Source organism: Actinacidiphila guanduensis (genome assembly GCF_900103985.1).
Classification (GTDB): domain Bacteria; phylum Actinomycetota; class Actinomycetes; order Streptomycetales; family Streptomycetaceae; genus Actinacidiphila; species Actinacidiphila guanduensis.
In genome coordinates this window covers 154,370-179,995 of record NZ_FNIE01000005.1, presented here as the reverse complement: position 1 = coordinate 179,995, position 25,626 = coordinate 154,370, and the positions used below count along the sequence as shown (strand labels likewise).

19 protein-coding genes are annotated in these 25,626 nt (G+C 71.8%); 12 read left to right on the top strand and 7 right to left on the bottom strand.

Translation table 11 applies throughout. The features are described 5' to 3' along the window. Complete coding sequence (locus BLR33_RS34730) at positions 1-375, bottom strand: 5-carboxymethyl-2-hydroxymuconate Delta-isomerase (RefSeq protein ID WP_093784457.1); 375 nt, start codon at positions 373-375, stop codon at positions 1-3. A gap of 256 nt (positions 376-631) precedes the next feature. On the opposite strand from BLR33_RS34730, the gene glnII reads away from it, so the two are divergent. Beyond that, positions 632-1,651 carry a glutamine synthetase gene (glnII, locus tag BLR33_RS12445; RefSeq protein ID WP_093784456.1) on the top strand — a complete coding sequence of 340 codons (1,020 nt, stop codon included), beginning with the start codon at positions 632-634 and terminating at the stop codon, positions 1,649-1,651. A 141-nt stretch (positions 1,652-1,792) separates the two neighbouring features. Continuing rightward, positions 1,793-3,754: a hypothetical protein gene (locus BLR33_RS12440; protein ID WP_093784455.1), complete on the top strand. Its 1,962-nt coding sequence runs from the start codon at positions 1,793-1,795 to the stop codon at positions 3,752-3,754. Between the two features lie 116 nt (positions 3,755-3,870). Here BLR33_RS12440 and BLR33_RS12435 read toward each other — a convergent pair whose 3' ends face one another. Together BLR33_RS12435 and BLR33_RS12430 are read right to left on the bottom strand one after the other, a co-directional pair. After that, positions 3,871-4,356, bottom strand: coding sequence for a GNAT family N-acetyltransferase (locus tag BLR33_RS12435; protein WP_093784454.1), 486 nt, complete (start codon positions 4,354-4,356; stop codon positions 3,871-3,873). Positions 4,357-4,594: 238 nt separating this feature from the next. Then, positions 4,595-5,497 carry an RpnC/YadD family protein gene (locus BLR33_RS12430; protein WP_093784776.1) on the bottom strand — a complete coding sequence of 301 codons (903 nt, stop codon included), beginning with the start codon at positions 5,495-5,497 and terminating at the stop codon, positions 4,595-4,597. A gap of 309 nt (positions 5,498-5,806) precedes the next feature. Between BLR33_RS12430 and BLR33_RS12425 the strand changes: the two genes are divergently transcribed. The 6 genes from BLR33_RS12425 to BLR33_RS12400 all read left to right on the top strand — a co-directional run bounded on the left by BLR33_RS12425 (position 5,807) and on the right by BLR33_RS12400 (position 13,274). Next, a complete protein-coding gene (locus BLR33_RS12425) occupies positions 5,807-7,111 on the top strand; it encodes an extracellular solute-binding protein (protein ID WP_093784453.1) in 1,305 nt (434 codons plus the stop codon). Positions 7,112-7,338: 227 nt separating this feature from the next. Further along, the gene (locus BLR33_RS12420) at positions 7,339-8,328 is read left to right on the top strand and encodes a carbohydrate ABC transporter permease (RefSeq protein ID WP_093784452.1); all 990 of its coding nucleotides are present in this window, start codon (positions 7,339-7,341) and stop codon (positions 8,326-8,328) included. 186 nt (positions 8,329-8,514) lie between these two features. Beyond that, positions 8,515-9,378 (top strand): sugar ABC transporter permease, encoded by an 864-nt coding sequence (locus tag BLR33_RS12415; protein ID WP_093784451.1) that lies wholly within the window; start codon positions 8,515-8,517, stop codon positions 9,376-9,378. A gap of 86 nt (positions 9,379-9,464) precedes the next feature. Further along, positions 9,465-11,201 carry a glycoside hydrolase family 13 protein gene (locus tag BLR33_RS12410; RefSeq protein WP_093784450.1) on the top strand — a complete coding sequence of 579 codons (1,737 nt, stop codon included), beginning with the start codon at positions 9,465-9,467 and terminating at the stop codon, positions 11,199-11,201. A 34-nt stretch (positions 11,202-11,235) separates the two neighbouring features. Further along, positions 11,236-12,279: a LacI family DNA-binding transcriptional regulator gene (locus tag BLR33_RS12405; RefSeq protein WP_093784449.1), complete on the top strand. Its 1,044-nt coding sequence runs from the start codon at positions 11,236-11,238 to the stop codon at positions 12,277-12,279. Positions 12,280-12,374: 95 nt separating this feature from the next. After that, the gene (locus BLR33_RS12400) at positions 12,375-13,274 is read left to right on the top strand and encodes a phosphatase PAP2 family protein (RefSeq protein WP_093784448.1); all 900 of its coding nucleotides are present in this window, start codon (positions 12,375-12,377) and stop codon (positions 13,272-13,274) included. 82 nt (positions 13,275-13,356) lie between these two features. On the opposite strand, the gene BLR33_RS12395 is transcribed toward BLR33_RS12400, so the two are convergent. Next, complete coding sequence (locus BLR33_RS12395) at positions 13,357-16,392, bottom strand: bifunctional [glutamine synthetase] adenylyltransferase/[glutamine synthetase]-adenylyl-L-tyrosine phosphorylase (protein ID WP_093784447.1); 3,036 nt, start codon at positions 16,390-16,392, stop codon at positions 13,357-13,359. A gap of 61 nt (positions 16,393-16,453) precedes the next feature. Beyond that, complete coding sequence (locus tag BLR33_RS12390; RefSeq protein WP_093784446.1) at positions 16,454-17,104, bottom strand: histone deacetylase; 651 nt, start codon at positions 17,102-17,104, stop codon at positions 16,454-16,456. Between the two features lie 134 nt (positions 17,105-17,238). On the opposite strand from BLR33_RS12390, the gene BLR33_RS12385 reads away from it, so the two are divergent. Continuing rightward, on the top strand, positions 17,239-17,682 hold the full coding sequence (locus BLR33_RS12385; RefSeq protein ID WP_093784445.1) for an Asp23/Gls24 family envelope stress response protein: 444 nt from the start codon (positions 17,239-17,241) through the stop codon (positions 17,680-17,682). Positions 17,683-17,773: 91 nt separating this feature from the next. Here the strand turns inward: BLR33_RS12385 and BLR33_RS12380 are convergent, their stop codons facing one another. Both BLR33_RS12380 and BLR33_RS12375 read right to left on the bottom strand, forming a co-directional pair. Next, entirely contained in the window at positions 17,774-19,135 is a 1,362-nt protein-coding gene (locus tag BLR33_RS12380; protein ID WP_093784444.1) for a glutamine synthetase family protein, read from the bottom strand. A gap of 220 nt (positions 19,136-19,355) precedes the next feature. Next, a complete protein-coding gene (locus BLR33_RS12375) occupies positions 19,356-21,623 on the bottom strand; it encodes a galactose-binding domain-containing protein (RefSeq protein ID WP_093784443.1) in 2,268 nt (755 codons plus the stop codon). Positions 21,624-21,795: 172 nt separating this feature from the next. On the opposite strand from BLR33_RS12375, the gene BLR33_RS12370 reads away from it, so the two are divergent. The 3 genes from BLR33_RS12370 (at position 21,796) to BLR33_RS12360 (ending at position 25,619) form a co-directional block, all read left to right on the top strand. Beyond that, positions 21,796-22,821, top strand: coding sequence for a LacI family DNA-binding transcriptional regulator (locus BLR33_RS12370; protein WP_093784442.1), 1,026 nt, complete (start codon positions 21,796-21,798; stop codon positions 22,819-22,821). Between the two features lie 363 nt (positions 22,822-23,184). Next, a complete protein-coding gene (locus BLR33_RS12365) occupies positions 23,185-24,585 on the top strand; it encodes an ABC transporter substrate-binding protein (protein ID WP_093784441.1) in 1,401 nt (466 codons plus the stop codon). Positions 24,586-24,668: 83 nt separating this feature from the next. Then, positions 24,669-25,619, top strand: coding sequence for a carbohydrate ABC transporter permease (locus tag BLR33_RS12360; protein ID WP_093784440.1), 951 nt, complete (start codon positions 24,669-24,671; stop codon positions 25,617-25,619). Positions 25,620-25,626: the final 7 nt, after the last annotated feature.

The window sequence follows — 25,626 nt, the reverse complement described above, 5'->3', positions numbered from 1 at the left end:
TCATCGCGCACCCCGCGGGCGGTCCTCGCGCACGTACGCCTCGCGGTCCAGGTCGCGCACGTCCACGGAGGTCTGCAGCTCGACCTCCGGCACGGGCGCGATGTGCTTGCGCAGCAGGGCGATCACCGCCTCGGACAGCTCGCGCTTGCGCTCGGGGGTGCGGCCGCCGAGGATGCCGATCTCGACGTGCACCATCGCGTACCCGTCGGAGCCGTCGGCGATGTAGGTGTCGGCGAGCGGCAGGAAGCGCGTCTTGCAGCCCTCGGCCCGGCCGCCGACCACCGCCACGAGCGTCTCGTGCAGATCCTTGGCGAACGCGCGGCGGTCGAAGGCGGCGGCAACGCCCTCGTCGTACTCGACCCTGGTGTGCGGCATGCCCCCGACCCTACCCACCGGGGCCGCGGGCCGGGCCCGCCGGTGCCGGCAGACGTGGCTCCTGGGCAGGGTGGGGCGGGCGGTGCGGGCCGATCCGCCGAATCGACGAAACCGCACGTCAGACGGGTTGATTCACACAGGGTTAACACGTGGGCAACGGATGGGAAAAAGGTCCTTGGGACGCTGCCGTCCGGCCCGATCAGCGCGGCTCGGGGCCCCGCACCCGCGTTCACGTACGTATAAGGATGGCGTCACCGTGACCTACAAGGCCGAGTACATCTGGATAGACGGCACCGAGCCCACCGCCAAGCTGCGCTCGAAGACGAAGATCCTGGCGGACGGGGCCGAACTGCCGATCTGGGGCTTCGACGGCTCCAGCACCAACCAGGCCGAGGGGCACGCGTCGGACCGGGTCCTCAAGCCGGTGGCCGACTTCGCCGACCCGATCCGCGGGGGCGCCAACCGCCTGGTGCTGTGCGAGGTCTTCAACATCGACGGCACCCCGCACGAGTCCAACACCCGCGCCGCGCTGCGCGAGACGGCCGAGCGGTACGCCGCGCAGGAAGCGCTGTTCGGCATCGAGCAGGAGTACACCTTCTTCGAGGGCTCGCGCCCGCTCGGCTTCCCGGAGAACGGCTTCCCGGCCCCGCAGGGCGGCTACTACTGCGGCGTCGGCGCCGACGAGATCTTCGGCCGCCCCGTGGTGGAGAAGCACCTGGACAACTGCCTGGCCGCGGGCCTGGGCATCTCCGGCATCAACGCCGAGGTCATGCCCGGCCAGTGGGAGTTCCAGGTCGGCCCGCTCAGCCCGCTGGAGGTCGCCGACCACCTGTGGGTCGCGCGCTGGCTGCTCTACCGCACCGCCGAGGACTTCGGGATCTCCGCCACCCTGGACCCCAAGCCGGCCAAGGGCGACTGGAACGGCGCGGGCGCGCACACCAACTTCTCCACCAAGAAGATGCGCGAGAGCTACGACGCGATCATCGAGGCCGCCGAGGCGCTCGGCCGCGACGACAAGCCGCTGGAGCACATCAAGAACTACGGCGTCGGCGTCGAGGCCCGCCTCACCGGCGCCCACGAGACCGCCCCGTGGAACGAGTACAGCTACGGCGTCTCCAACCGCGGTGCCTCCGTGCGCATCCCGTGGCAGGTCGAGGTGGACCAGAAGGGCTACATCGAGGACCGCCGCCCGAACGCCAACGTCGACCCGTACGTCGTCACCCGGCTGATCGTGGACACCTGCGGCTCCGCGCTGGAGAAGGCCGGCCTGGTCTGACCCCCCCCGCGTACGAAGGGGCGTTTCCGCCGATCGTGGCGGGAGCGCCCCTTTCGCATGCACCCCTTCGTTCACGCCTTCGGGTGATCCCCCGCGCGTGCGGCCCGGTGACCATCGCCCGGGCGGCTCGTTCGACAGGGCGTGAACACGCAAGCCGCACGCGCCGCGACCCCAGCCCCGACGTCCCCGGCCGGCCCCGTCCCGGTCGAGCAGGCCGAGGCGGCACTCGTCGAGCACTACCCGCGGCTGGTGCGGCTCGCCTACGTGACGCTGCCCGCCGGGCTCGGCCGGCACCACCGGGCCATCGCCGCCCACCGCCTGGTGCAGCGCGCCCTGCCCTCCTCCCCGCTCGACGGCCGCCAGGACGGCCCCTACGGGGTGCTGCGGCTCGAAGTCCTCAAGGCCGCCATGGCATTCGGCGGGCGCGGCCGGATCCACGAGGCGCTGGAGGAGCTGCGGCTGCCCCGCGTACTGGGCCTGCGGCTGAACCCGCGCGCCGGCGGCGAGGCCGAGGCCGCGCTGCTGCGGGCCCTCGGTTCGCTGCCGACCGCGGCCCGCGCGGCCTACGTGCTGCTCACCGTCGAGCAGCTCCCCGAGCCCGAGACCCGCGCCCTGCTGGACGCGGCCGGCGCCCCCGACCCGCGTGAGGCCGTACGGGCGGCCGCGGCCGTACGGGTCCCGGCGCAGGGCGGCACCGGGCCCGCGGTCCCGCCCGCCGTGGGCGACCTCGACCCGTGCACCGTGCACCTGCGCCCCACCGACCTGCTGCGGCGGCGCAAGCGGGCGAGGATCGGCGCCGTCGCCACCGCGGTGGTGGCCGCGGGCGCGGTGATCGCCGCGCTCACCACGGGCGGCGGCTCGTCGCACGCGTACACCGCCGCCGGCGCGCCCGGCGCCGACCCGCACACCCTCGACCCGGCCGCGCTGGTGCGGGTGCCGGCCGGGCAGTGGAAGGCCACCGCCCGGATGGACTTCTCCGCCTGGCCCGCCCGCGGCAACCGCGTCAAGGACACCGCGCTGCTGCGCCGGGCCCTGGAGGTCTGGGCCGCGCCCGGCTCCTCGGTGACGGTCAGCGCCACCCCCGGCACCCCCCGCACCGGCCCCACCGCTCCCCCGCAGTTGCTCTTCGCCGGGGACGAGGACGAGGCCACCGTGGTGATCTTCTACGACGGAGTGCGCATCGTCCGCTACGCCCAGCCGCGGCACGGCTCGGGCGGCTCCGCGCTCGACTTCGCCCAGGTGCAGAACACCGACCTCGCCACTTCCGCGGCGCTCCTGGTGGACCGGGTGGACGGCAACGCCCGCTTCCTGACCGCCCCGTGGATCACCGCCGCGCAGACCCGCGACCTGCTCGCCCCGGACCGGGCAGCCACCGCGCTGCACCGCGCGGCCGACGGCGTGACCGACCCGGTGCCGATGCCCGACGCGAAGGCGGCCGCGGTCGGCAGCGCCGCGTGCGGCTCGACCTGGCCGGTGCTGGAGCTGCACTCCTCGCCCGCGATCGGCGCCGGCCAGTCCTTCCTGCTCAGCGACCTCGGCGACCTCGCGCCGGTGCACCTGACCTGGACGCCGGCGAAGGGCAAGGGCCCCGCGGCCGCCCCGCTGGAGGCCACCGGGCAGCAGGCGCTGGCGAGTTGGGCGCACAGCGCCTGCCGGCTCGGCCAACTGCGCGGTCAGGGCGTCCGATCGGTCAACTCCTGGCAGTTCGCCAGGACTCCGCTGCCGGAAGGCGCCGGGGACGCGACGTGGACCTGCGACCGCGCGGACACCTGGCGCGGACCGGGCGTGGCCTTCGTGCAGTTCGTGCCGCCGGCCGCGAAGCCGAACGAGCTCGGCGCGCTGGCCGGGCAGCAGGCCAACGGCAACGCGTGCAGCCGCTTCTCGCCGCACGTGATGGCCGGGGTGATGTGGAAGTCGCCCGCCACGAACTGGTACCTGCTGGCGGCCGGCAGCAGCAACACGGCCTCCCTCTCGGCCACCAACGGCGTGGACACCACCGTGCAGGGCCGGTTCCTGGCCGTGCAGGCCCCCCGCGGCACCCGGGCGAAGCTGTCGGGACGGCTGGCGGACGGCACGGCGATGGCACCGCTGAACGGGGACTGAACGAGCACGACCCCGGCAGCAGTGGGTCCGACGGCCCCAGCCGGGAACCGTACGGGCCCGCGCCCGCCGGAAGCCCCGGCCGTACAGCCGCTGCCGGCCCGGGAGTCGCCGCGGCGTCACACCGGCGGTACGGCCAGCCGCATCGTGACGTGGTCCTCCTCGCGGCCCTCCTCCAGCCAGCCGCGGCTGGCGTAGAAGGCGCGGGCGCGGGCGTTGGGGGCGTAGACGTCGAGCAGCACCGTGGCGAGCTCGGCCGACTGCCAGGTGCGTACGCACGCCTCGTGCAAGGCGGTGCCGGTGCCGGTGCGCCACACCTCGGGGTCGATGTGGAACTGGAAGAGCTTGTCGCCGTCGAAGCGGGCGCCGAGCACCGCGAAGCCGACGACGTGGTCCTGGCGGGTGGCGCACAGCACGGTCCGCTCGCCCGAGACGATGGCCTCGGCGGTCCCCGTACGCTGCCGCTCCAGCTCCTGCGGCCCGCTGTACTCCTCGTCCGGGATGTGCCCGGCGTAGTACGTGGCGCGGGCCCGGGCGTGGACTCCGCAGATCGCGTCCAGGTCCTCGATCGTCGCCGTGCGGATCGTGACGTGCGGCTTGGTCATGGGTACATGGACGCACACCCCCACCCCTGGAGTTCCCCCGAACCCCCCACCGGTGACGCGTCTCACGCCTTACCCGCGGTAGCTTTCCGCGACGGCTTTGCAGCAACCACCTGCAAGTTTTTCCACACCTACCGCCGAACCGCCACCAGCCGGCCCGGAGGCAGCAACAAAGCCGGGGTGATGACGCGTCCTCCGACGCGCCATCACCCCGCCTCCGGCCTACGACCGGCGTCCCGACTCACTTGAAAGCGAGCAACTCCTCAGCCGCCTCGACACTGAACGCCTTGTCGAACCAGCACTCCAGCGTCTCCATGTCGCGGCACGCGGCAATGCGCTCCCGCGCCTCGTCGGAGACGGCAATACCGCGGTGCGCCAGCACCCGCAGCACGGCCTCGGCCTTGCCTTCTGCCTTGCCTTCTGCCACGCCCTCCGCCTTGCCCTCCAGGAACGTCTCCTCGACGAGCGTGCCGCGGCCGGGGAAAAAGCTCCCGTTCTTCATCAGCTTCCTCCAGATGTCCCGTGCCGGGGTGTTTCCCAGGCCGATATCCAGCATTTCCGAGTAGTACGCGAGCGCCAGGTGGTCGGTGCTCCCGATGGCGCGAGCGAGTGCTTCCAGTATGGCCGGGGCCTCGCGGTTGGGGCCATGGACGATTGCCGCGAACGCCGCCAGTGCCAGGTCGCGCGCGGCCTCTTGGGCGTCGGTGATGAGCGGGACGTTGTCCGGGCCGAGCGCCAGCGGGTGGACGCTGGAGGCGGTCCAGCCGCCCCAGCCGTTGCGGAAGGGGCCGGCCGCCCACTCCGCAGTGCCCCTGTCCTGGCAGATCACCAGGAGGAGCGTCGGGCAGCGGTACTTGGAGCTCAGGTAGGAGAGGTAGTACCCCCAACTGGCCGGTTTGTTCTCGTCACGCCGCCCCTGGGCCTCGATGGCCAGCAGGAACGGGCCCGTGCCGTCGGCGGGCTCGACCCGCATCACGGTGTCGACGCGCCGCTCCATGGGGCGTATCTCGGTGACGTCCGGGGTGAGGACTTCGAAGAGTGCTTTGTCGGGGGCCCGCAGGCCCAGGATCCGGAAGACGGGATTGAGCAGTTCTGGCCGGTCCTGAAAGATCCGGTGTGCTGCTTCATGGCTCGATGTGACCATGATCGGACCGTATGGGATCACTTCGGCGACACGCCCAAGATCATCCGACCGGCACCCGAACGAGTGAATAGCGGGACCAAAGTTGACGCCCCGTGACCAGGTGGACGTTCGTGGACACGGGCGACGGAAGGGTCGCGGATGACGGGGGTCGGCGGAAGTTTCTTGCAGACTCTTTCGCAAGAGGTTGCGGCGCTGTTACGGTCCCTCCCAGCCCGGGGCGGACGGCGGCGGGCCGGCGTCCCTGACCGGGTCGGGGCGCCGCCGTCCGGCGCGGGGCGACAGGGCACTTCCCTCATCAAGGAGTCAGGTATGCGACGCGGCATATCCGCCGTGGCGATGGCCGCGGCCATCGTTCTCGGCGCCACCGCCTGTGGCGGCGGCAGTGGCAGCGGCAGTGGTGGCACGCAGGACAGCGGCAAGGCGAAGGACCCCGCCCAGGTCTCCGGCACGGTGACCTACTGGGACACCTCCGACGCCAAGGTCGAGGCCCCGGCGTACAAGGCGCTGATCGCCGCCTTCGAGGCGAAGTACCCCAAGATCAAGGTGAACTACCAGAACGTGGACTTCACCACCGTGGAGCAGAAGTTCAAGACGGCCGCCCAGAGCGGCAAGGGCGCGCCCGACGTGATCAGGACCGACGTCGGCCTGATCCCGGAGTACGCCTCGCTGCACTACATCGCGCCGCTGGACGGCACCCCCGCACTCACGGACACGAGCGACTTCGTGGCCGGCCCGCTCAACACCACGAAGTACGACGGCAAGTCCTACGCCGTCCCCTCGGTCACCGACACCCTCGGCCTGCTCTACAACAAGGACCTCTTCGCGAAGGCCGGCATCACCGCGCCCCCCACCACCTGGGACGAGATGGTCGCCGACGCCGCGAAGGTGAAGGCGAAGGTCCCCGGCGTCGCCGGCACCTACATGAACCCCGACGCCTACTTCCTGCTGCCCTTCCTCTTCGGCGAGGGCGCCGACCTCGCCGACCCGGCCGCCAAGAAGGTCACCGTCAACTCCCCCGCGGCGGTCAAGGCCGTCACCGAGGCGAAGAAGATCTACGACACCTCCTCGCTGAAGATCGACTTCGCCAACGCGTACGACAACATGCAGACCTCCTTCAAGACCGGCAAGGTCGCCATGCTGATCCAGGGCCCCTGGTCGGTCGGCGACGACCTGACCGGCCCGGCGTTCAAGGGCAAGGACAACCTCGGGTACGCGCCCGTGCCGGCCGGCTCCACCGGCAAGGCGCTCGCCCCCACCGGCGGCCAGGATCTGGCGGTCTACCAGGGCTCGCGCAACCTCGACGCGGCCTACCTGTTCACGCAGTTCATGACCTCCACCGCGAGCCAGGAGCAGATCGCCCTGAAGAACGGCACGCTGCCCACCCGCACCTCGGCCTACACCGCCGCCGTGCTCAAGAGCCCGCAGATCGCCGGCTTCAAGCCGATCCTGGACACCGCCCGGCCGCGGGTCGCCCTCCCGCAGGTCGGCAGCCTCTTCACCCCGCTGCAGCAGCAGTACATCAAGATCCTCCAGGGCAAGACCTCGGTGCAGGACGGCCTGGACGCCGCCGCCAAGGACTTCGGCAAGCTGCTGCCGGACTTCACCGTGCAGTAGCCCGCACCGCCCGCGCCGGCCGGCACAGCATCGCACCGGCCGCAGACCGCCGGCCCGCAGGGCCTTCCGCGCCTGCGGCCGCCCCCGGCCCCGGACCGGCCGGCCGGGGCCCCGCGGCACCCCGCGTGCCAGAGGGCCCACGCGCCCGGCCGGCCGGTCCGGCCCCCACGAAGCCGCAGCCGAAGTCACAGCCGCAGCCCCGAGCGAACCGAAAGAGCCGAGGAGAGATGACCACCGCCACCGCCGAGCGGGCCCCGCGCCCGGCCCGTACCCCGGGCCGCGCCTCCGGCCTGCTGCCCTCGATCCGACGGGCCTGGAACAAGCACTGGTACGCCTGGGCGATGGTCGCCCCGGTGGTGATCGTCATCGGCGTCCTGGTGCTCTACCCGCTGGGCTACGGGGCCTACCTGTCGCTCACCAACGCCACCGAGCTCAACTCGGCGAAGAACATCGGCCCGGTGCACATCCCGGCCACCTACCACTTCGTCGGGCTGCACAACTACTGGCAGATCATCTCCGGCCGGGACGGCGACTTCTACCCGCGGCTGGAGTGGACGGTGGTGTGGACGGTGTGCTGCGTGGCCGTCACCTACTCCCTCGGGCTCGGCATGGCGATGCTGCTCAACCGCCCGATGCGCTTCCGCCTCTTCTACCGGCTCGCGCTCATCCTGCCGTGGGCGGTGCCGGCGTTCGTCGGCGTCTTCGCGTGGCGGCTGATGTTCAACTCGCAGTACGGCGTCTTCAACGACCTCGTCACCGCGGTCGGCCTGCCCGCCCAGGACTGGCTCGGCACGCCCTTCGCCCAGAAGGTCGCCGTCATCATCGTCAACGTCTGGTGCGGTGTGCCGTTCATGATGGTGGCCACCCTCGGCGGCCTGCAGGCGATACCCACCGAGCTCTACGAGGCCGCGGAGATGGACGGCGCCTCGCCGCTGCAGCGGTTCACCAACGTCACCGTCCCCGGCCTGCGCCCGGTGACCACCACGGTGGTCCTGCTCAGCACCGTGTGGACGTTCAACATGTTCCCGATCATCTTCCTCCTGCTGGGCAACAACACCACCGGCGACACCGACATCCTCGTCACCTTCGCCTACCAGAAGGCGTTCAGCGGCGTCTCGGACTACTCCGGCGCCGCGGCCTACGGAATCGTCATCCTGCTGATCCTGGTGGCCTTCTCCACCTTCTACCGCCGCCGCGCCGCGGCCGAGCAGAGCTAGGGCGTGTCTGACAAATCCCGCCTGGTCGCCGGGCCCTGGCACGCACGCTCGCCGCGTTGTCGGTCGTCGGCGCAGCCCGCTGCGCTCTCCTCCCTCCGCCTTGCGACAGCACGCACCAGACCCCGCCGCCCCCGCCCTCACGGGCGGACGCCGCTATTTCCCAGACACGCCCTAGGAGCCGACCCCATGAGCGCCACCACCCCCGCCGGCGCGCGAAGCCGCGGCCGCGGCGAGCGCGGCCCCGCCGCCTCGCTCGCGCTGCACGCGACCCTGCTGGCCGCCAGTGCCGTTGCCGTCTTCCCGGTCCTGTGGATCGTCTTCATCTCCTTCGGGCCGGACAACGCCTGGCAGCAGCCGGGCCAGGTGCTGCACCACCTGGGCCTGGCCAACTACCGCTTCGTGCTGCTGCACAGCAGCTTCCCGCGCTGGATGCTCAACTCGGTGATCGTCGCGGGCGCCACGATGGTGATCGGCGTCCTGATCGCCGCCAGCGCCGGGTACGCGATCTCCCGGATGCGCTTCCCCGGCCACCGCCCGCTGATGTGGACCTTCCTGGTCACCCAGATGTTCCCGGTCGCCGTGCTGATCGTGCCGCTCTACAACCTGATGGGCCGGCTCGACCTGCTCGACACCTACCTCGGCCTGGTCCTGGTGTACTGCACCATCGCCGTGCCCTTCTGCGCCTGGATGCTCAAGGGCTACTTCGACACGATCCCCCGGGAGATCGACGAGGCCGGCCGGGTCGACGGCCTCACCCCGTTCGGCACCTTCTGGTGGCTGATCCTGCCGCTGGCCCGCCCGGGCCTGGCCGTCACCGCGTTCTACACCTTCCTGACCGCCTGGGGCGAAGTCGCCTACTCCAGCCAGTTCATGAGCGGCGCGCACTACACGCTCGCCGCGGGCCTGCCCACCTTCGCCGGCAGCGAGCGGGCCAACTGGGGCGCCATGACGGCCGGTTCGGTGGTCATCGCGGTCCCGGCCGCGCTGGTCTTCCTGCTCGTCCAGCGCCACCTGGTCACCGGCCTGACCGCCGGCGGCACCAAGGGCTGAGCACCGCGACAGTCCTGGACCCGCCTGACGCCCGCACGCTCCCCGTATGCCATCCGTCGATCCCCCGCGAACCAAAGAGGGAATCAATGAGCCAGCACCTCACCGACGCGCCCAGCACCGCCGCCGCGACCGACGCCGCCGCGGGGCGCAGAGACTGGTGGCGCGAGGCGGTGATCTACCAGGTCTACCCGCGCAGTTTCGCCGACGGCAACGGGGACGGCATGGGCGACCTGCCCGGCATCACCTCCCGGCTGCCCTACCTGCGCGACCTGGGCGTGGACGCGGTGTGGCTCTCGCCCTTCTACGCCTCCCCGCAGGCCGACGCCGGCTACGACGTCGCCGACTACCGGGCGGTGGACCCGATGTTCGGGACCCTCACCGACGCCGACGACCTGGTGCGGGCCGCGCACGCGCTCGGCCTGCGGGTGATCGTGGACATCGTGCCCAACCACTGCTCGGACCAGCACGAGTGGTTCAAGCAGGCGCTGCGCGAGGGCGCCGGCTCGCCCGCCCGCGCCCGCTTCCACTTCCGCCCGGGCAAGGGGGCCCACGGCGAACTGCCGCCCAACGACTGGGAGTCCATCTTCGGCGGCCCCGCCTGGACCCGCACCACCGAGCCGGACGGCACCCCCGGCGAGTGGTATCTGCACCTGTTCGCCCCCGAGCAGCCGGACTTCGACTGGGACCACCCGGACGTGCACGAGGAGTTCCGCTCGGTGCTGCGGTTCTGGCTGGACCTCGGTATCGACGGCTTCCGGATCGACGTCGCCCACGGCCTGGTCAAGGCCGAGGGGCTGCCCGACATCGGCCACTCCGAGCAGCTGGCGCTGCTGGGCACGTCCCCGATGCCGTACTTCGACCAGGACGGTGTGCACGAGATCTACCGCGGCTGGCGTCGCATCCTCGACGAGTACGACGGGGAGCGGATCGCGGTCGCCGAGGCGTGGACGCCGACGATCGAGCGCGCGGCCCTCTACCTGCGCCCCGACGAGCTGCACCAGGCGTTCAACTTCGCGTACCTGACCACGTGGTGGGACGCCGTCGAGCTGCGGACGGTCATCGACCGCTCACTGCACGCCATGGGCGCGGTGGGCGCCCCGGCCACCTGGGTGCTGTCCAACCACGACGTGACCCGGCACGCGACCCGGTTCGGCAACCCACGGGGCGCCGGCACGCAGGTGCGGGAAGCGGGCGATCGGGCGCTGGGCCTGCGCCGGGCCCGGGCGGCCACCTTGCTGATGCTCGCGCTGCCCGGCTCGGCCTACCTCTACCAGGGCGAGGAGCTGGGACTGCCCGACGTCACCGACCTGCCCGACGAGGTGCGCCAGGACCCCTCCTTCTTCCGCGCCGCCGGCCAGGACGGCTTCCGCGACGGCTGCCGGGTGCCGATCCCGTGGTCGGGCAGCACCGCGCCGTACGGCTTCGGGCCGGTGCCGGGCGGGCCGAGCTGGCTGCCGCAGCCCGACAGCTGGGCGGGGCTGAGCGTGGCCGCGCAGACCGGCGACCCGGACTCCACGCTGGAGATGTACCGCAGCGCGCTGCGGCTGCGCCGGGAGCACCCGGCGCTGGGCGCGGGCACGGAGGTGGAATGGCTGGGGGCGCCCGAGGGCGTGCTCGCGTTCCGCCGGCGGGGGGAGGGCGGGCGGGACTTCGCCTGCACGGTGAACCTCACCGGCGACCCGGTCGTCGTGGCCGCGCCCGGCCGTCCGCTGCTGTCGAGCGGCGCGGCCCCGGTGCCGGTGGACCCGGCGGCCGAGCCGGGGGCCGAGCGGACCCCGCGTGCCGCGATCGCCGCGGACACCGCAATCTGGTGGGCGATCTGACGTGGTGGCGCCGCGTCCCCTAGCATCCGGTGGTGTGACCGCACGGCTCGCTGACATCGCAGCCCAGGCGGGGGTCAGCGAGGCGACGGTCAGCCGGGTGCTCAACGGCAAGCCCGGAGTCTCGGCCGGCACCCGCGAATCCGTCCTCGCCGCCCTCGACCTGCTGGGGTACGAGCGGCCGGTACGGCTGCGGCAGCGCAGCGCCGGGCTGGTCGGGCTGATCACTCCGGAGCTGCTCAACCCGATCTTCCCCGCGTTCGCGCAGATCATCGGGCAGGCGCTGACCCGGCAGGGCTACACCCCGGTGCTGGCCACCCAGACGCCGGGCGGCTCCACCGAGGACGAGCTGGTGGAGATGCTGGTCGAGCGCGGTGTGGCCGGCATCATCTTCGCCTCCGGGCTGCACGCCGACTCCACCGCCGACATGGAGCGCTACGCCCGGCTGCACGGCCAGGGCGTGCCCTTCGTGCTGATCAACGGCTTCTCGGAGCGGATCGACGCGCCCTTCGTCTCCCCTGACGACCGGGCCGCGGTGCGCCTGGCCGTCACCCACCTCGCGGCGCTGGGCCACCGCAGGATCGGCCTCGCGGTGGGCCAGCAGCGCTATGTGCCGGTGCAGCGCAAGATCGAGGGGTTCCTGGCCTCGATGGGCGAGGTGGTGGGCATGCCGGAGAAGGACGCGAAGACGCTGGTGCAGCACTCGCTGTACACGCTGGAGGGCGGGCAGGCAGCGGCGGCGGCGCTGATCGCCTCGGGCTGCACGGCGATCGTGTGCGCCTCGGACATGATGGCGCTGGGCGCGATACGGGCGGCCCGGCAGCAGGGCCTGGCGGTGCCGGACGACGTCTCGGTGGTCGGCTACGACGACTCGCCGCTGATCGCGTTCACCGACCCGCCGCTGACCACGATCCGGCAGCCGGTGGCCGCGATGAGCCAGGCCGCGGTGAACGCGCTGCTGGAGGAGATCGGCGGCACCCCCGCGCCGCACAGCGAGTTCGTCTTCCTGCCCGAACTGGTCGTCCGCGGCTCCACCGCCGCGGCCCCGGCCCGGGTACCGGCTCAGCACACCTTCCTGTAGCGGCTCCCTCGCGGGGTCGGCGGCGACACGCGGGCTGTCCGGTTCCCGCCGAATCCGGGCGGTGTGATCGAAGGACTCTGGCAGACTGGTGTCCTATGGGGGAACCGACCTCGAAAACGATGCAGGGCCGCCAGGCCGCGCCCGCGGACACCGGCGGCGCGACCCTGGCCGGCGGCACGGCCGGCCCGGACACCGGTTGGGCCGCCGCCCTGCGCCCGAGGGCCCAACTGGCCCGGCTGCGCGGCCCGCACCGGCCCCGGCTCTGGTTCGAGATCATCCTCATCGGCTTCAGCTACTGGCTGTACTCGCTGATCAGGAACGCCGTTCCGGAGGAGCGCGGCACCGCGCTGCGGCACGCCCACGACATCTGGTCCTTCGAGGGCGCCCTGGGCCTGGACGTCGAGCACAGCGTCAACCACGCACTGAACTCGGTGACCTGGCTGATCGTGGGGATGAACTACTACTACGCCACCTTGCACTTCATCATCACCATCGGCGTGCTGGTGTGGCTGTACGTGGCGCATCCGGACCGCTACGCCGCGCCGCGGCTGGTGCTCTTCGTGACGACCTGGCTGGCGCTGATCGGTTTCTGGGCCTACCCGCTGGCGCCCCCGCGGCTGATGACCGGCGGCCACTTCATCGACACCGTCGCCGTCCACCACACCTGGGGCTCGCTCTCGCAGGGCAGCCTCGCCCAGGTGTCGAACCAGTACGCCGCCATGCCGTCGATGCACATCGGCTGGTCGCTGTGGTGCGGGATCACCGTCATCTCGCTCGCCAAGCCGCTGTGGGTGCGCGTCCTCGGCGGGCTCTACCCGCTGTTCACCCTCACGGTGATCATCGCCACCGGCAACCACTTCTGGATGGACGCGGTCGGCGGCGTGGTGTGCCTGGCGGTCGGGTACGCGGTGGTGTCGCTCGTGTACGGACGGTGGGTGTACCGGCTGCCGCAGCTCGCCGTCGCCGAGCAGGCCGCGGCCAAGGCCGCCGCTTGAGGCACGCGGGACGTCCCGAACGGGCGGGGGTGCCCACCGTCGTGCACCCGGTCGCGAGAGTGATCAACCCTCCTGGCGGGCCTCACCCCTCGTAGAACAGCCGCTCCACGACCGCGCGGGCCCTGCGGGTGCGCCGGCGGTAGTCGTCCAGCATGTCGCCCGCGTGCCCGGCCGGGTGGCCGAGGTAGCGCGCCACGGCGGCCAGTTCGCGGCTGTCGCCGGGGAAGGTGTCGCCGGGGCGGCCGCGGACCAGCATCACCGCGTTGCGCACCCGCGTGGCCAGCACCCACGCCTCGTCCAGCACCGCCGCGTCGGCCGCCTCGATCAGCCCCTCGGCCTGCGCCGCCGCCAGTGCCCGCCGGGTCCCGGTGGTGCGCAGCGCGGGCACGCGGGCGGCGTGCCGCAGCTGGATCAGCTGGACCGTCCACTCGACGTCGGACAGGCCGCCGCGGCCCAGCTTGGCGTGGGTGGTGGGGTCGGCGCCGCGCGGCATCCGCTCGGACTCCATCCGGGCCTTGAGCCGGCGGATCTCGCGCACGCCGTCCTCGTCCAGGCCGGCGGCCGGGTAGCGCACCGGGTCGATCAGCGCGGTGAACCGCTCGCCGAGATCGGCGTCCCCGGCCACCGGTGCGGCCCGCAGCAGCGCCTGGCTCTCCCACACCTGCGACCAGCGCCGGTAGTACGCCTCGTAGGAGGCGAGACTGCGGACCAGGGGGCCGCTCTTGCCCTCGGGGCGCAGGTCGGCGTCCACCAGCAGCGGCGGGTCGGCGGTGGGGACCTGCAGCAGCCGGCGCAGCTCGTCGGCGACGGCGGTCGCGGCGCGGGCGGCCCGGTCGGGGTCGGCGCCCGGCACGGGCTCGTGGACGAAGAGCACGTCGGCGTCCGAGCCGTAGGCGAGCTCGCGGCCGCCGAAGCGGCCCATGGCGATGACTGCGAGACGGGTCGGCAGCGGCCGGGCGTCGCGGTCGGTGACCGCGCGGACGGCCGCCCGCAGCGCCCCGGCGATCGTCGCCGAGGTGAGGCCGAAGACGGCGGTGCCGACCCGGTCGACCAGCACGGAGGGGTCGGCGGGGCCGCCGGACTCCTCGTCGTCGCCGTAGGTGTCGATCAGGTCGCCGGCCGCGGTGCGGAACAGCTCGCGGCGGCGCACCCCGCGGACTGCGGCGATGGCCTGCTCGGGGGTCTCCGCGCGGCCGACGGCGGCCAGCACCTCCTGCTCCAGGGCGGCGTGCCCGCGCGGGGCGAGGCCGTCCGGGGAGCCGAGCATGGCCACGGCCTCGGGGGCGCGCATCAGCAGGTCGGGGGCGAGCCGCCCCGAGGACAGGACGCGGGCCAGCCGCTGGGCGGCGGCGCCCTCGTCGCGCAGCAGCCGCAGATACCAGGGGGTCCGGCCGAGGGCGTCGGAGACCTTGCGGAAGCCGAGCAGGCCGGCGTCGGGGTCGGCGGAGTCGGCGAACCAGGCGAGCAGGACCGGCAGCAGGGTGCGCTGGATCGCCGCCTTGCGGCTCACCCCGCTGGCCAGGGCCTCCAGGTGGCGCATCGCGGCGGCGGGGTCGGCGTAGCCGAGGGCCTGCAGGCGCTCGCGGGCGGCGGCGGTGCTCAGCCGGCTCTCCTCGGTGCCGAGCTGGGCGACGGCGTCCAGCAGCGGCCGGTAGAAGAGCTTCTCGTGCAGCCGGCGCACCTCGCGGGCGTGCCGGCGCCACTCGCGGTCCAGCCGCTCCACCGGCTCCGACCGGAAGCCGAGGCCGCGGCCGAGGCGGCGCAGCCCGGCCTCGTCGTCGGGCACGAGGTGGGTGCGGCGCAGCTTGTGGAGCTGGATGCGGTGCTCCATCAGCCGCAGGAAGCGGTAGGCGGCGTCCAGGGCGGCGGCGTCGGCGCGGCCCACGTAGCCGCCCGCGGCCAGTTCGGCCAGCGCGGTCAGCGTGGTGCCGCTGCGCAGCTCGGCGTCGCTGCGGCCGTGCACGAGCTGCAGCAGCTGGACGGCGAACTCCACGTCCCGCAGGCCGCCGGGGCCGAGCTTGAGTTCGCGGTCGACGTGGGCGGCGGGGATGTTGTCCACGACCCGGCGGCGCATCTCCTGCACGTCGGTGACGAAGTGCTCGCGCTCGGCGGCCTGCCAGACCATGGGCTGGATCGCCGCGGTGTACTCCGCGCCCAGGGCGGCGTCGCCGGCGACCGGGCGGGCCTTGAGCAGTGCCTGGAACTCCCAGGTCTTGGCCCACCGCCGGTAGTAGGCGAGGTGGCTGGCCAGGGTGCGCACCAGGGGCCCGTTCTTGCCCTCGGGCCGCAGGTTGGCGTCCACCGGCCAGATGGTGCCCTCGGCGGTGGTGTCGGAGCAGATGCGCATCATGCGCGCGGCGAGGCGGGTGGCGGCCTGGACGGCGGCCGTCTCGGCCTGCTGCCGGGCAGGGTCCGCCGGGGCCTCGGCCGGCTGCTCCGGCTGGATCGGGGGCTCGGCGACGAAGACGACGTCCACGTCGGAGACGTAGTTCAGCTCGTGGCCGCCGCACTTGCCCATCCCGATGACCGACAGCCGGCAGGCGGCGGCGTCCGCGGGCGCCTCCGCCGTGGCGATGGCCAGAGCAGCACGCAGCGTGGCCGTGGCCAGGTCGGCGAGTTCGGCGGCGGTACGGACCAGGTCGCTGGTGCCGCACACGTCGCGGGCGGCTATCCCGAGCAGGCACCTGCGGTACGCCACCCGCAGCGCGTCCGGGTCGCGCGCGGTGGACAGCCCCGCCTCGAACTCGGCGACGCCCGGGTGCAGGTCGGCGGCCTCGTAGGTGACCAGGGCGTGCCAGTCGGCGGGGTGCCGCACCAGGTGGTCCCCCAGCGCCTCGGAGGCGCCGAGCACGCCGAGCAGCCGGTCGCGCAGCGGCTTGGCGGTGGTCACGGTGTCCAGCAGGGTGCGGCGCTCGGCCGGCTCCAGGGCCTCGGCGAGCCGGACCAGGCCGAGCAGCGCCAGATCGGGGTCGGCGGTGGCGCCCAGCGCCTCCAGCAGCACGGGGTCGGCGCGGACGGCGGTGAGCACGTCGGCGTCCAGCAGCCGCTCGGCGGCCGCGGGGTCGGTGAAGCCGTGGCGCAGCAGACGGGTGAACGTACTGCTGCGTCGGCCCTGCATCCGGCCCTCCCGGGGGTTGGCACACCTTCGCGGGGCCGGCCCCTGGCGCCCCTCTTCGAGCCTAATCCCCTTGTGGGGCCGGGCGCTTCCGGGGGGCGCGCGCCGGCAGCAGCGCGGTGCCGCTCGCCCGCCAGTGGCCCGCGGCGCCGGGCCGCCCGGCAAGGTAGCGGGCGATCTCGGCGCCGCCCCAGGCGCCGGCCTCGCGCAGGCCTGCGGCCAGGTGGTCCAGGTAGGCGGCCGAGGGGACCGTCCAGGGCACGTCCGTCATCGCCCAGGGCGCTGTGAAGGTGAGCATCGGCAGGCCGTCGCGGGTGCCGAGCCGCACCAGGGTCTCGTAGCGGCCGGGGCCCAGGGTGCTGCGGCCGGTGGCCAGCACCTCGGTGAGGTCCAGGTCCGCGCCGGGCGCCGCGTACATCTCCTGGGCGGCGATGTCGGCGAACTGCTCGGCGGTGAGCAGGTGCGCGCGGGCGAGGGTCCGCCCGCCCGCCTCCGGGTCGTAAAAGGCGCGGCCGCCGCCCCAGACCGGGGAGTGGGTGGCGAAGTAGACGGCGCCGGGTGCCTCCAGCGGCTCGGACCGGGCCGGCGGGCGGGGGTCGCGGCAGCCGGGGTAGGCCCGCGCGGCACCGGCCGGGTGGCCGCCTTCGAGGTAGCGGGCCAGCCGCTCGGCGTGCATGTTCGACCCGTAGGCCACGTACCAGATCGGGCTGCTCACGGCTTCCCATTGTCCCCGCCGGGGGGCGGCGGTGCTGGGCCGTTGGAGTGGCAGGTGCGGTCCGACGGGGTCATGGTGAGAAGGAGCCCGCATTTTCAGCTGCGAGGTCATCCTGCGAGGAAGGGGCTTGCCTTATGACCACCGCCACCGCGGAGAAGACCACGACGTCCGCCTCCGGCCGCAACGGACGCCCCTCGGGAAAGACCACGATCGCGGACTCGGTGGTGGCCACCATCGCCGGGATCGCCACGCGCGAGGTGGAGGGGGTCTACGCCATGGGCGGCGGGCCCTCCCGCGCGGTGGGCGCCGTCCGCGACCGGGTCGCCCGCGGCGCCGACCACACCCGCGGCGTGAAGGTCGAGGTCGGCGAGAAGGAGGCCGCCGTCGACCTCGACATCGTCGTCCTCTACGGCACGGAGATCGCCGACGCGGCCGACGACATCCGCTCCTCGGTCACCAATGCCGTCGAGCGCATGACGGGCCTGGACGTGGTGGAGATCAACATCAACGTCCGCGACGTCCACGTACCGGGTGAGGAGCCGGACGAGGACGAGGACGAGAACGTCCGGGTCCGCTGACCCCCACGACCGACCCCTCCGACCGACCGGGGCGCCCCTCCACCGAGGAGGGCGCCCCGGCACGTCCGCGCCAGCGGCGGCGCCGGGTCCCCTACAGGTTCGGCAGGTTCTTGCGCAGCTCGAAGGCGGTGACCTCGGAGCGGTACTCCTCCCACTCCTGCTTCTTGTTGCGCAGGAAGAAGTCGAAGACGTGCTCGCCCAGGGTCTCGGCGACCAGCTCCGAGCGCTCCATCAGCGTGATCGCCTCGCCGAGGTTCTGCGGGAGCGGCTCGATGCCCAGGGCGCGGCGCTCCGCGTCGGTGAGGGCCCACACGTCGTCGTCGGCGCCCGCGGGCAGCTCGTAGCCCTCCTGGATGCCCTTCATGCCCGCGGCGAGCAGGACCGCGTAGGCGAGGTAGGGGTTGGCGCCGGAGTCCAGCGAGCGGACCTCGACCCGGGTGGAGCCGGTCTTGCCGGGCTTGTACATCGGCACCCGGATGAGCGCCGAGCGGTTGTTGTGGCCCCAGCAGATGTACGAGGGGGCCTCGCCGCCGGCGCCCGCGGTGCGCTGCGAGCCGCCCCAGATCCGCTTGTAGGAGTTGACCCACTGGTTGGTGACCGCGGAGATCTCGCCCGCGTGCCGCAGCAGCCCCGCGATGAAGGACCGGCCCACCTTGGAGAGCTGGAACTCCGCCCCCGACTCGTAGAAGGCGTTGCGGTCGCCCTCGAAGAGCGAGAGGTGCGAGTGCATGCCGGAGCCGGGGTGCTCGGAGAACGGCTTGGGCATGAAGGTCGCGTGCACGCCCTGCTCCAGGGCGACCTGCTTCATCACCAGCCGGAACGTCATGATGTTGTCGGCGGTGGACAGCGCGTCGGCGTAGCGCAGGTCGATCTCCTGCTGGCCGGGCGCGCCCTCGTGGTGCGAGAACTCCACCGAGATGCCCATGGACTCCAGCATCGTGATGGCTGTGCGGCGGAAGTCCATGCCGACGTTCTGCGGGGTGTGGTCGAAGTAGCCGGAGCTGTCCGCGGGGGTGGGCGGGGTGCCGTCCACCGGGCGTTCCTTGAGCAGGAAGAACTCGATCTCGGGGTGGGTGTAGAAGGTGAAGCCGAGGTCGGAGGTCTTGGCCAGGGCGCGCTTGAGGACGAACCGCGGGTCGGCGTAGGAGGGCGAGCCGTCGGGCATCAGGATGTCGCAGAACATCCGGGCGGTGCCGGGGGCCTCGGCCCGCCAGGGCAGCACCTGGAAGGTGCCGGGGTCGGGCTTGGCGATCATGTCCGACTCGTAGACGCGGGCGAAGCCCTCGATCGCGGAGCCGTCGAAGCCCATGCCCTCGTCGAACGCCTGCTCCAGCTCGGCGGGGGCGACGGCGACGGACTTCAGGTAGCCCAGCACGTCGGTGAACCACAACCGCACGAAGCGGATGTCGCGCTCCTCCAGGGTGCGCAGAACGAACTCCTGCTGCTTGTCCATAACCATCCATCCTCGCCGGTCGGCCACCGCTTCCCCCGCCGTGGGAGGACCGGGGGACCAGGAGCATTGCACCACACCGTTTCCCCCGGGTTGCGCATCGCTCTCTCCCCATAGTGCCTGCGCGAGGGGCATATCTCACCTACGGCCGAGGGGGCGCCCCCGGCCGTGGCCGTGGACGCCCCCCGCGGGACGCGTCAGCGCCCCTTGCCGGTCGCGCTCCTTACGAGGCGTACGCCTCCAGCTCCGAGAGCTGGCCCGCGGGCCAGCCGGTGTTCCCGGTGAAGGTCAGCCGCAGGTAGCGGGTGCTCGCCGAGCCCAGGGAGACGGTCGCGATGTTGCCCGAGGACGGGTTGAACGTGTAGCCGGCCGACGCCTTCAGCGTGGTCCACGTGGAGTTGTCGGTGGAGCCGAGCACGGACAGGGTCTCGGTGCGGGTCGCCCATGCCGTGGCCGGCGGGAGCTTGAGCACCAGCCGCCCGACCGCCTTGGTGGCGCCGAGGTCCACGGTGATCGACTGCGGGAAGGCGTTGTCGGTGCTCTCCCAGTAGGAGTTGGCGTTGCCGTCCACCGCGTTGGAGGCCACGTAGACGTCGGTGTGCCCGGTGTCGGAGACGGGGCGCCCGGCCGCGAGGTTGCCGCCGGCCGGCGGTGTGGTGCCGCCGCTGCCGCCGCCCGTGGTGGTGCCGCCGCCGGTGGTGCTGCCCGAGCCGGGCTGCGGCCAGCTGCTGCAGTCGCCCCAGGTGCCGTCCCAACCGCTGTTGCCCGAGCCGCGGTTGATGGTGAAGGCGGGCAGGCTCGCCGGGTAGGAGCAGTTGTAGACGCCCGTGTCGCCGGTGCCGGTGGCGGTGACGTTGCTGAAGGTCGCCGAGCCGGGGGTCTCCGCCTGGACGACGACGGTCCCGGTGCCGGTGGCCGTGGCCCCGCTGACCGTCACGCCGCTGACGGTGTAGCCGTGGCCGCCGCCGGAGACGAACTCGAAGTCGCTGTAGGGGCTGTCGATGAACGACGTGCTGGAGATCTGCACGTTGACGTTCGTGATCGCGTAGTCGTAGGAGTCGACCCGCAGCGCGCCCATCGGGTGGCCCCAGTTGGGGTTGAGCGCCCCGGTGCGGATCAGGGTGTTGCCCGAGGCGGTCACCGAGCCGGACAGCGGGTTGAAGGGCTGCAGGAAGGCCTGGTTGGAGATGGCCAGGCCGCTGCCGAGGGCGTTGGTGTCGGCGATCACGTTGTTGCTCGCGGTGTTGTTCGAACCGCCGTAGATCGCGATGCCGTTGGCGAGGTTGGGCTGCACGATGGTGTTGTTGGAGAAGGTGTTGCCGGTGTCGGGCGAGCCGAGCGACCACATGGCCAGCGAGTCGTCGCCCTGGTTGCGCAGGAAGTTGTTCTTCACCTGCACGCCCTGGGCGCTGCCGTCCAGGTTGAGCCCGTCGGCGGTGGTGCCGATGATGCGGTTGTTCTGCACCAGCAGGTTGGTGTTGTTGCCGGTGAGCCACAACCCGCACTTCTCGCGCTGGATCCACATGCCCTGCACCACGGAGTTGGGGCCGAGGCTGCCGGTGATGAAGTTGTCGGGCGAGTTGTCGTTGCGGACGCTGACGTCGCCGATGACGGCGAAGTCGTAGAGCTTGGTGTTGCCGCCGGCCGAGGTCTGGTCGATGAAGTGCGAACTGTGCACCACCGAGTACCAGTTGCCGGCGCCGCGCAGGGTGACGCCGTCGGCGGGGATCTGCGAGGTGACCTTGAAGTCGCCCTGTGGGATCCACACTTCCTTGCCCTGCGCCTTTGCGTCGCTGATCGCCTGTCGGAAGGCCTGTGTGCTGTCGCCGCTGCCGCTCGCGTCGGCGCCGTCGGCGACCACCGACACGGAGTTGGCGGGCTGCGTGCCGGGCGCCGCGACCTGTTCGAAGTCGGCGACGTCGAGGGTGGCCGAGCCGGTGTCGCCGGAGTCGAGCTGGAACTTCACCTTGGCGCCGGCGGCCAGGTTCTGGCCCAGTCGTATACGGGAGTCGTCGAAGAAGTGGTGCGTCTTGGCGCCCGCGATCCAGCTGGTGTCGACATAGGAGTACTGCGAGGTGACGGCCAGCTTGGTGGCGATCTTGGTGCCGTTGACGTAGACCGAGACCGTGCCTGAGGCGCCCCGCGGCAGGTTGTAGGCGACATCGACGGCGTTGGCCGCCTTGGTGAGGGTGAACTCGACGTACTGGCCCTGGTTGATGGTGACCGCGCGGCGGCCGGACGCCTCGGAGGCGACGGTGCCCTGGGTGTAGTCGGGGCCGATGACGGTGCCGTTGGTGGCGGCCTGCTCGGCCTCGTACTCGGTGAACGGCACCGACGCGCCGCCGCTGACGTCGAAGGGCGAGACGGTGGAGACCTTGGCGGCGGCCTGGGCGGTGGGGGCGGTCAGGGCGAGGGCGGCCAGACCGCCGGCGGCGACCGCCGAGGCGGTGGCGCAGGCCAGCCACACTGCGGAGCGACGTCTGATGTCCATGGGGTGGGGGGTGTCCCTTCTGACGGGAGTCGCTTGCTGTGGCCAGTCACCCTACGGATGTCCCACAGGGGACAGCAAGATGTCGATCGCATTTCGCAAAATTTGGATTGCTTGCAGAGATCTCGCAAATAGGCCGCAAGAAACTTGCGATACCTGTACTAGAATCGACGCCATGACACGACGACTTGCCGAGGTGGCAAAGAAGGTCGGGGTGAGCGAGGCCACCGTCAGCCGGGTGCTGAACGGGAAGCCGGGCGTCTCCGATGCGACCCGGGCCGCGGTCCTCACCGCCCTTGACGTGCTCGGATACGAACGGCCCACCCAGCTGCGCGGCGAACGCGCCCGGCTGGTCGGCATGGTCATGCCCGAGCTGCAGAACCCGATCTTCCCCGCTTTCGCCGAGGTGGTCGGCGGCGCGCTGGCCCAGCAGGGATTCACCCCCGTGCTGTGCACACAGACCGCCGGCGGCGTATCGGAGGCGGACTACGTGGAGTTGCTGCTGCAGCAGCACGTCTCCGGGGTGGTCTTCTTCGGCGGCCTCTACGCCCAGGCCGAGTCCCCGCACGACCACTACGCGCGGCTGGCCGAGCGCAACCTGCCCACCGTGCTGATGAACGCCGCCATCGACCACCTGGACTTCCCGCGGGTCTCCTGCGACGACGGGGTGGCCGTGGAACAGGCGATGAACCACTTGATCTCGCTCGGCCACCAGCGCATCGCGATGGTGCTCGGCCCGCCGGACCACGTGCCCTCCCGGCGCAAGCTGTCGGCCGCGCGCCGGGTGGACCCCTCGGTCACCGTCGAGCACGCCCTGTTCACGCTGGAGGGCGGGCAGGCCGCCGCAAGCCGCTTGCTGGCCCGCGGCATCACCGCTTTCATCTGCGCCTCGGACCTGCTGGCGCTCGGCACCATCCGGGCCGCCCGGCGCCGCCGGATGTCGGTGCCCGAGGACGTCTCGGTGATCGGCTACGACGACTCCTCGCTGATGAACTGCACCGAGCCGCCGCTGACCACCGTGCGGCAGCCGATCGAGGCGATGGGGCGGGCCGCGGTGGACCTGCTCGCCGGCGAGATCAGCGGCGCCTCCGTCGACCACGACGAGCTGTTCTTCGAGCCGGAGTTGGTGGTGCGCGGCTCCACCGGGCCGGTGCGTGACGCCGCCCGCGTCCCCCACCCGGACGCCCGCGCCAACGCCTGAGCCGGCGCCTGAGCCACCGCCTGAGCGGACACCCGGGCCGCCGCCCGGGCCGGCACTCGGGCAGAGACCCCGGGCCGACACTTGGACAGAGACCCCGGGCCGGCGCCCGATTCGGCAGCCGGTCCGGCACGCCGTCCGGCCACCGGTGAAGCACCTCGCACCAGCGGGGTGCTTCTTCGCGTCGTGACCAAGTCGTGTCTTTGCGAAATTCGCGCGACATCTTGCGGACATCTATCACGTTCAGTACGTTGAGCCAACCCGGAAGGCGGCGCGCACCTGCGCTGGACGGCAGTTGCGTCCACGTGCCGCGGGGTCCCAGATCGCAGTCCGACGACGCGCAGTGGTTCAGGGGAAGGGTTGACAATGAGCAGAATCGGCTACCGCAGACTGGTTGCGGTCGCGCTGGTCGCAGGCATCGGGTTGACCGGTGCCGCGTGCTCCAACGACAAGAACGACAGCTCGAGCAGCAAGGCCGACAAAGCGAGTGCCGCCACCCCCTTGGACCCCAAGACCAAGGTCACCATCAGCGTCGACTGCGAGCCGCCGACCACCAAGAAGGCCGAGCGCTCCGAGTGGCTGAAGGACGTCGCGGCCTTCAACAAGATCTACCCCAACGTGACGATCAAGAGCATCGACACCTTCCCCTGCGAGGACACCGACAAGTTCACCGCGCAACTGCAGGGCAAGACCGAGGCGAACGTCTTCTACAGCTACGTCACCGACCTCAACCAGGTCCTCGACGCGGGCCAGGCCGCCGACATCACCGACTACGTCAACGACAAGTCGGTGCCGAACCTCAAGGACATCGACCCCAACGTCCTGGCCATCCTCAAGGACGGCGGGAAGCTCTACGGCCTGCCCACCACGAACTACTCGATGGGCCTGATCTACAACCGCAAGATCTTCCAGGAGGCGGGCCTCGACCCCGACCAGCCGCCGACCACCTGGGACGAGATCCGCCAGGACGCCAAGACCATCCAGGACAAGCTCGGCAGCAAGGGCGTGCACGGCTTCTTCGAGTACGGCGCCGGCAACCAGGGCGGCTGGCACCTGACCTCGGCGCTGTACGGCGCGGGCAACGACGTGGTGGACGCCGGCGGCACCAAGGCCACCTTCAACGGCCCCGAGGCCAAGCAGATCCTGCAGACCATCCACGACATGCGCTGGGTGGACCACAGCATGCCGGAGAGCGCCGGCAAGGCGTGGGGCGAGAGCCAGAAGGCCATGGGCGCCGGGCAGATCGGCATGTACCTGGCCGCCCCGGACGACATCACGCTGATGGTGCAGCAGTACGGCGCGAAGTACGCCGACCTCGGCATGGCCCCGATCCCCGGCGGCAAGACCTCGCTGATGGGCGGCAACGACTACTTCTTCAAGTCCTCCGACAGCCCGGACCAGATCAAGGCCGGCATCGCCTGGATCAACTTCGAGTTCCTCACCAACGGCAAGGGCCAGTTCGACTACGCCCGCAAGAAGGCGGACGGCCTGCCGGTCGGCCTGCCCGAGCCGTTCTTCTTCACCGGCCAGGCCAAGGCCACCGACACCGCGGACAAGACCGCGAACGCGACCATGCCGGTGGCGAACTTCAAGTCCTACGTCGACGCCCAGGTGCCGGTGAAGGCCGAGCCGCCGAACGCGCAGAAGCTCTACACGGTGCTCGACACGGTGATGTCCGGCGTCCTGTCGAACAAGAACGCCAACATCGGCAAGCTGCTCTCGACCGCCGAGGGCCAGGCCAACCAGCTGCTGGCCGCCGGCCAGTAGCCGCCCGGCGGAGCGGGGCCCGGTCCTCGGCCGGCCCCGCTCCGCGGCACGGACCTTCGCACCTTTCCAGTCGAGGAGCACCCATGGCGGCCACGACCGTCCCCGAGAACACCACCAAGCGCGCGGACCCGCCGTCCGGCGTGCGGACCAGGAGCGGCGGGCCGGGCCTGCGCCGCAAGGCAAGGGAGAACGTCCAGGCGTACGGCTTCCTGGTCGGCGCGCTCCTGTGCTTCGGGTTCTTCTCCTGGTACCCGATGGTGCGCGAGTTCATCATGAGCTTCCAGTCGACCCGGCGCGGGGTGACCCGCTGGGTCGGCTTCCACAACATCAAGGTCGTCTACCACGACCCGTACTTCTGGACCGCCTGGCGCAACACCGCGCTGTTCACCCTCTATGCGCTGGTGATCGGCTTCGCGGTGCCCTTCCTGGTGGCGATCCTGCTCAACGAGCTGCGGCACGCGCGCGCCTACCTGCGCATCCTGGTCTACCTGCCGGTGATGCTGCCGCCGGTGGCCGGGGCGCTGCTCTTCAAGTACTTCTACAACCCCGAGTACGGGCTGTTCAACACGGTGCTCAGAAAGCTGCACCTGCCGACCTCGCAGTGGCTGGACTCCTCGCACACCGCGCTGATCTCGGTGGTGATCGCGGCCACCTGGATGAGCATGGGCAGCGCCACCCTGATCTACCTGGCGGCCCTGCAGAACATCCCCGGCGAGTTGTACGAGGCGGCCGACCTGGACGGGGCGGGCCTGCTGAGCAAGATCTGGCACGTCACCATCCCGCAGACCCGGCTGGTGCTCTCGCTGATGCTGCTGCTGCAGATCGTGGCCACCATGCAGGAGTTCACCAACGTGTTCCTGATGGCCGGCGGCAACGGCCCGGAGAACTCCACCATGACCGTGGTCTACATGATCTACCAGTACGGCTACCACTACGACAACTTCAACGGCGCCGCAGTCCTCGGCCTCTTCCTGATGCTGGTGCTGATCTGCTTCTCCGGCCTCTACACCCGGCTGAGCCGGAACAGCGACTAGGGACGGG

Coding starts and splice junctions, on each gene's coding strand:
- BLR33_RS12435 (WP_093784454.1), bottom strand. CDS start 4,356: ATGACCAAGCCGCACGTCACGATCCGCACGGCGACGATCGAGGACCTG.
- BLR33_RS12420 (WP_093784452.1), top strand. CDS start 7,339: ATGACCACCGCCACCGCCGAGCGGGCCCCGCGCCCGGCCCGTACCCCG.
- BLR33_RS12415 (WP_093784451.1), top strand. CDS start 8,515: ATGAGCGCCACCACCCCCGCCGGCGCGCGAAGCCGCGGCCGCGGCGAG.
- BLR33_RS12385 (WP_093784445.1), top strand. CDS start 17,239: ATGACCACCGCCACCGCGGAGAAGACCACGACGTCCGCCTCCGGCCGC.
- BLR33_RS12380 (WP_093784444.1), bottom strand. CDS start 19,135: ATGGACAAGCAGCAGGAGTTCGTTCTGCGCACCCTGGAGGAGCGCGAC.
- BLR33_RS12395 (WP_093784447.1), bottom strand. CDS start 16,392: ATGCAGGGCCGACGCAGCAGTACGTTCACCCGTCTGCTGCGCCACGGC.
- BLR33_RS12425 (WP_093784453.1), top strand. CDS start 5,807: ATGCGACGCGGCATATCCGCCGTGGCGATGGCCGCGGCCATCGTTCTC.
- BLR33_RS34730 (WP_093784457.1), bottom strand. CDS start 375: ATGCCGCACACCAGGGTCGAGTACGACGAGGGCGTTGCCGCCGCCTTC.
- BLR33_RS12370 (WP_093784442.1), top strand. CDS start 21,796: ATGACACGACGACTTGCCGAGGTGGCAAAGAAGGTCGGGGTGAGCGAG.
- BLR33_RS12410 (WP_093784450.1), top strand. CDS start 9,465: ATGAGCCAGCACCTCACCGACGCGCCCAGCACCGCCGCCGCGACCGAC.
- BLR33_RS12360 (WP_093784440.1), top strand. CDS start 24,669: ATGGCGGCCACGACCGTCCCCGAGAACACCACCAAGCGCGCGGACCCG.
- BLR33_RS12400 (WP_093784448.1), top strand. CDS start 12,375: ATGGGGGAACCGACCTCGAAAACGATGCAGGGCCGCCAGGCCGCGCCC.
- BLR33_RS12375 (WP_093784443.1), bottom strand. CDS start 21,623: ATGGACATCAGACGTCGCTCCGCAGTGTGGCTGGCCTGCGCCACCGCC.
- BLR33_RS12430 (WP_093784776.1), bottom strand. CDS start 5,497: ATGGTCACATCGAGCCATGAAGCAGCACACCGGATCTTTCAGGACCGG.
- BLR33_RS12365 (WP_093784441.1), top strand. CDS start 23,185: ATGAGCAGAATCGGCTACCGCAGACTGGTTGCGGTCGCGCTGGTCGCA.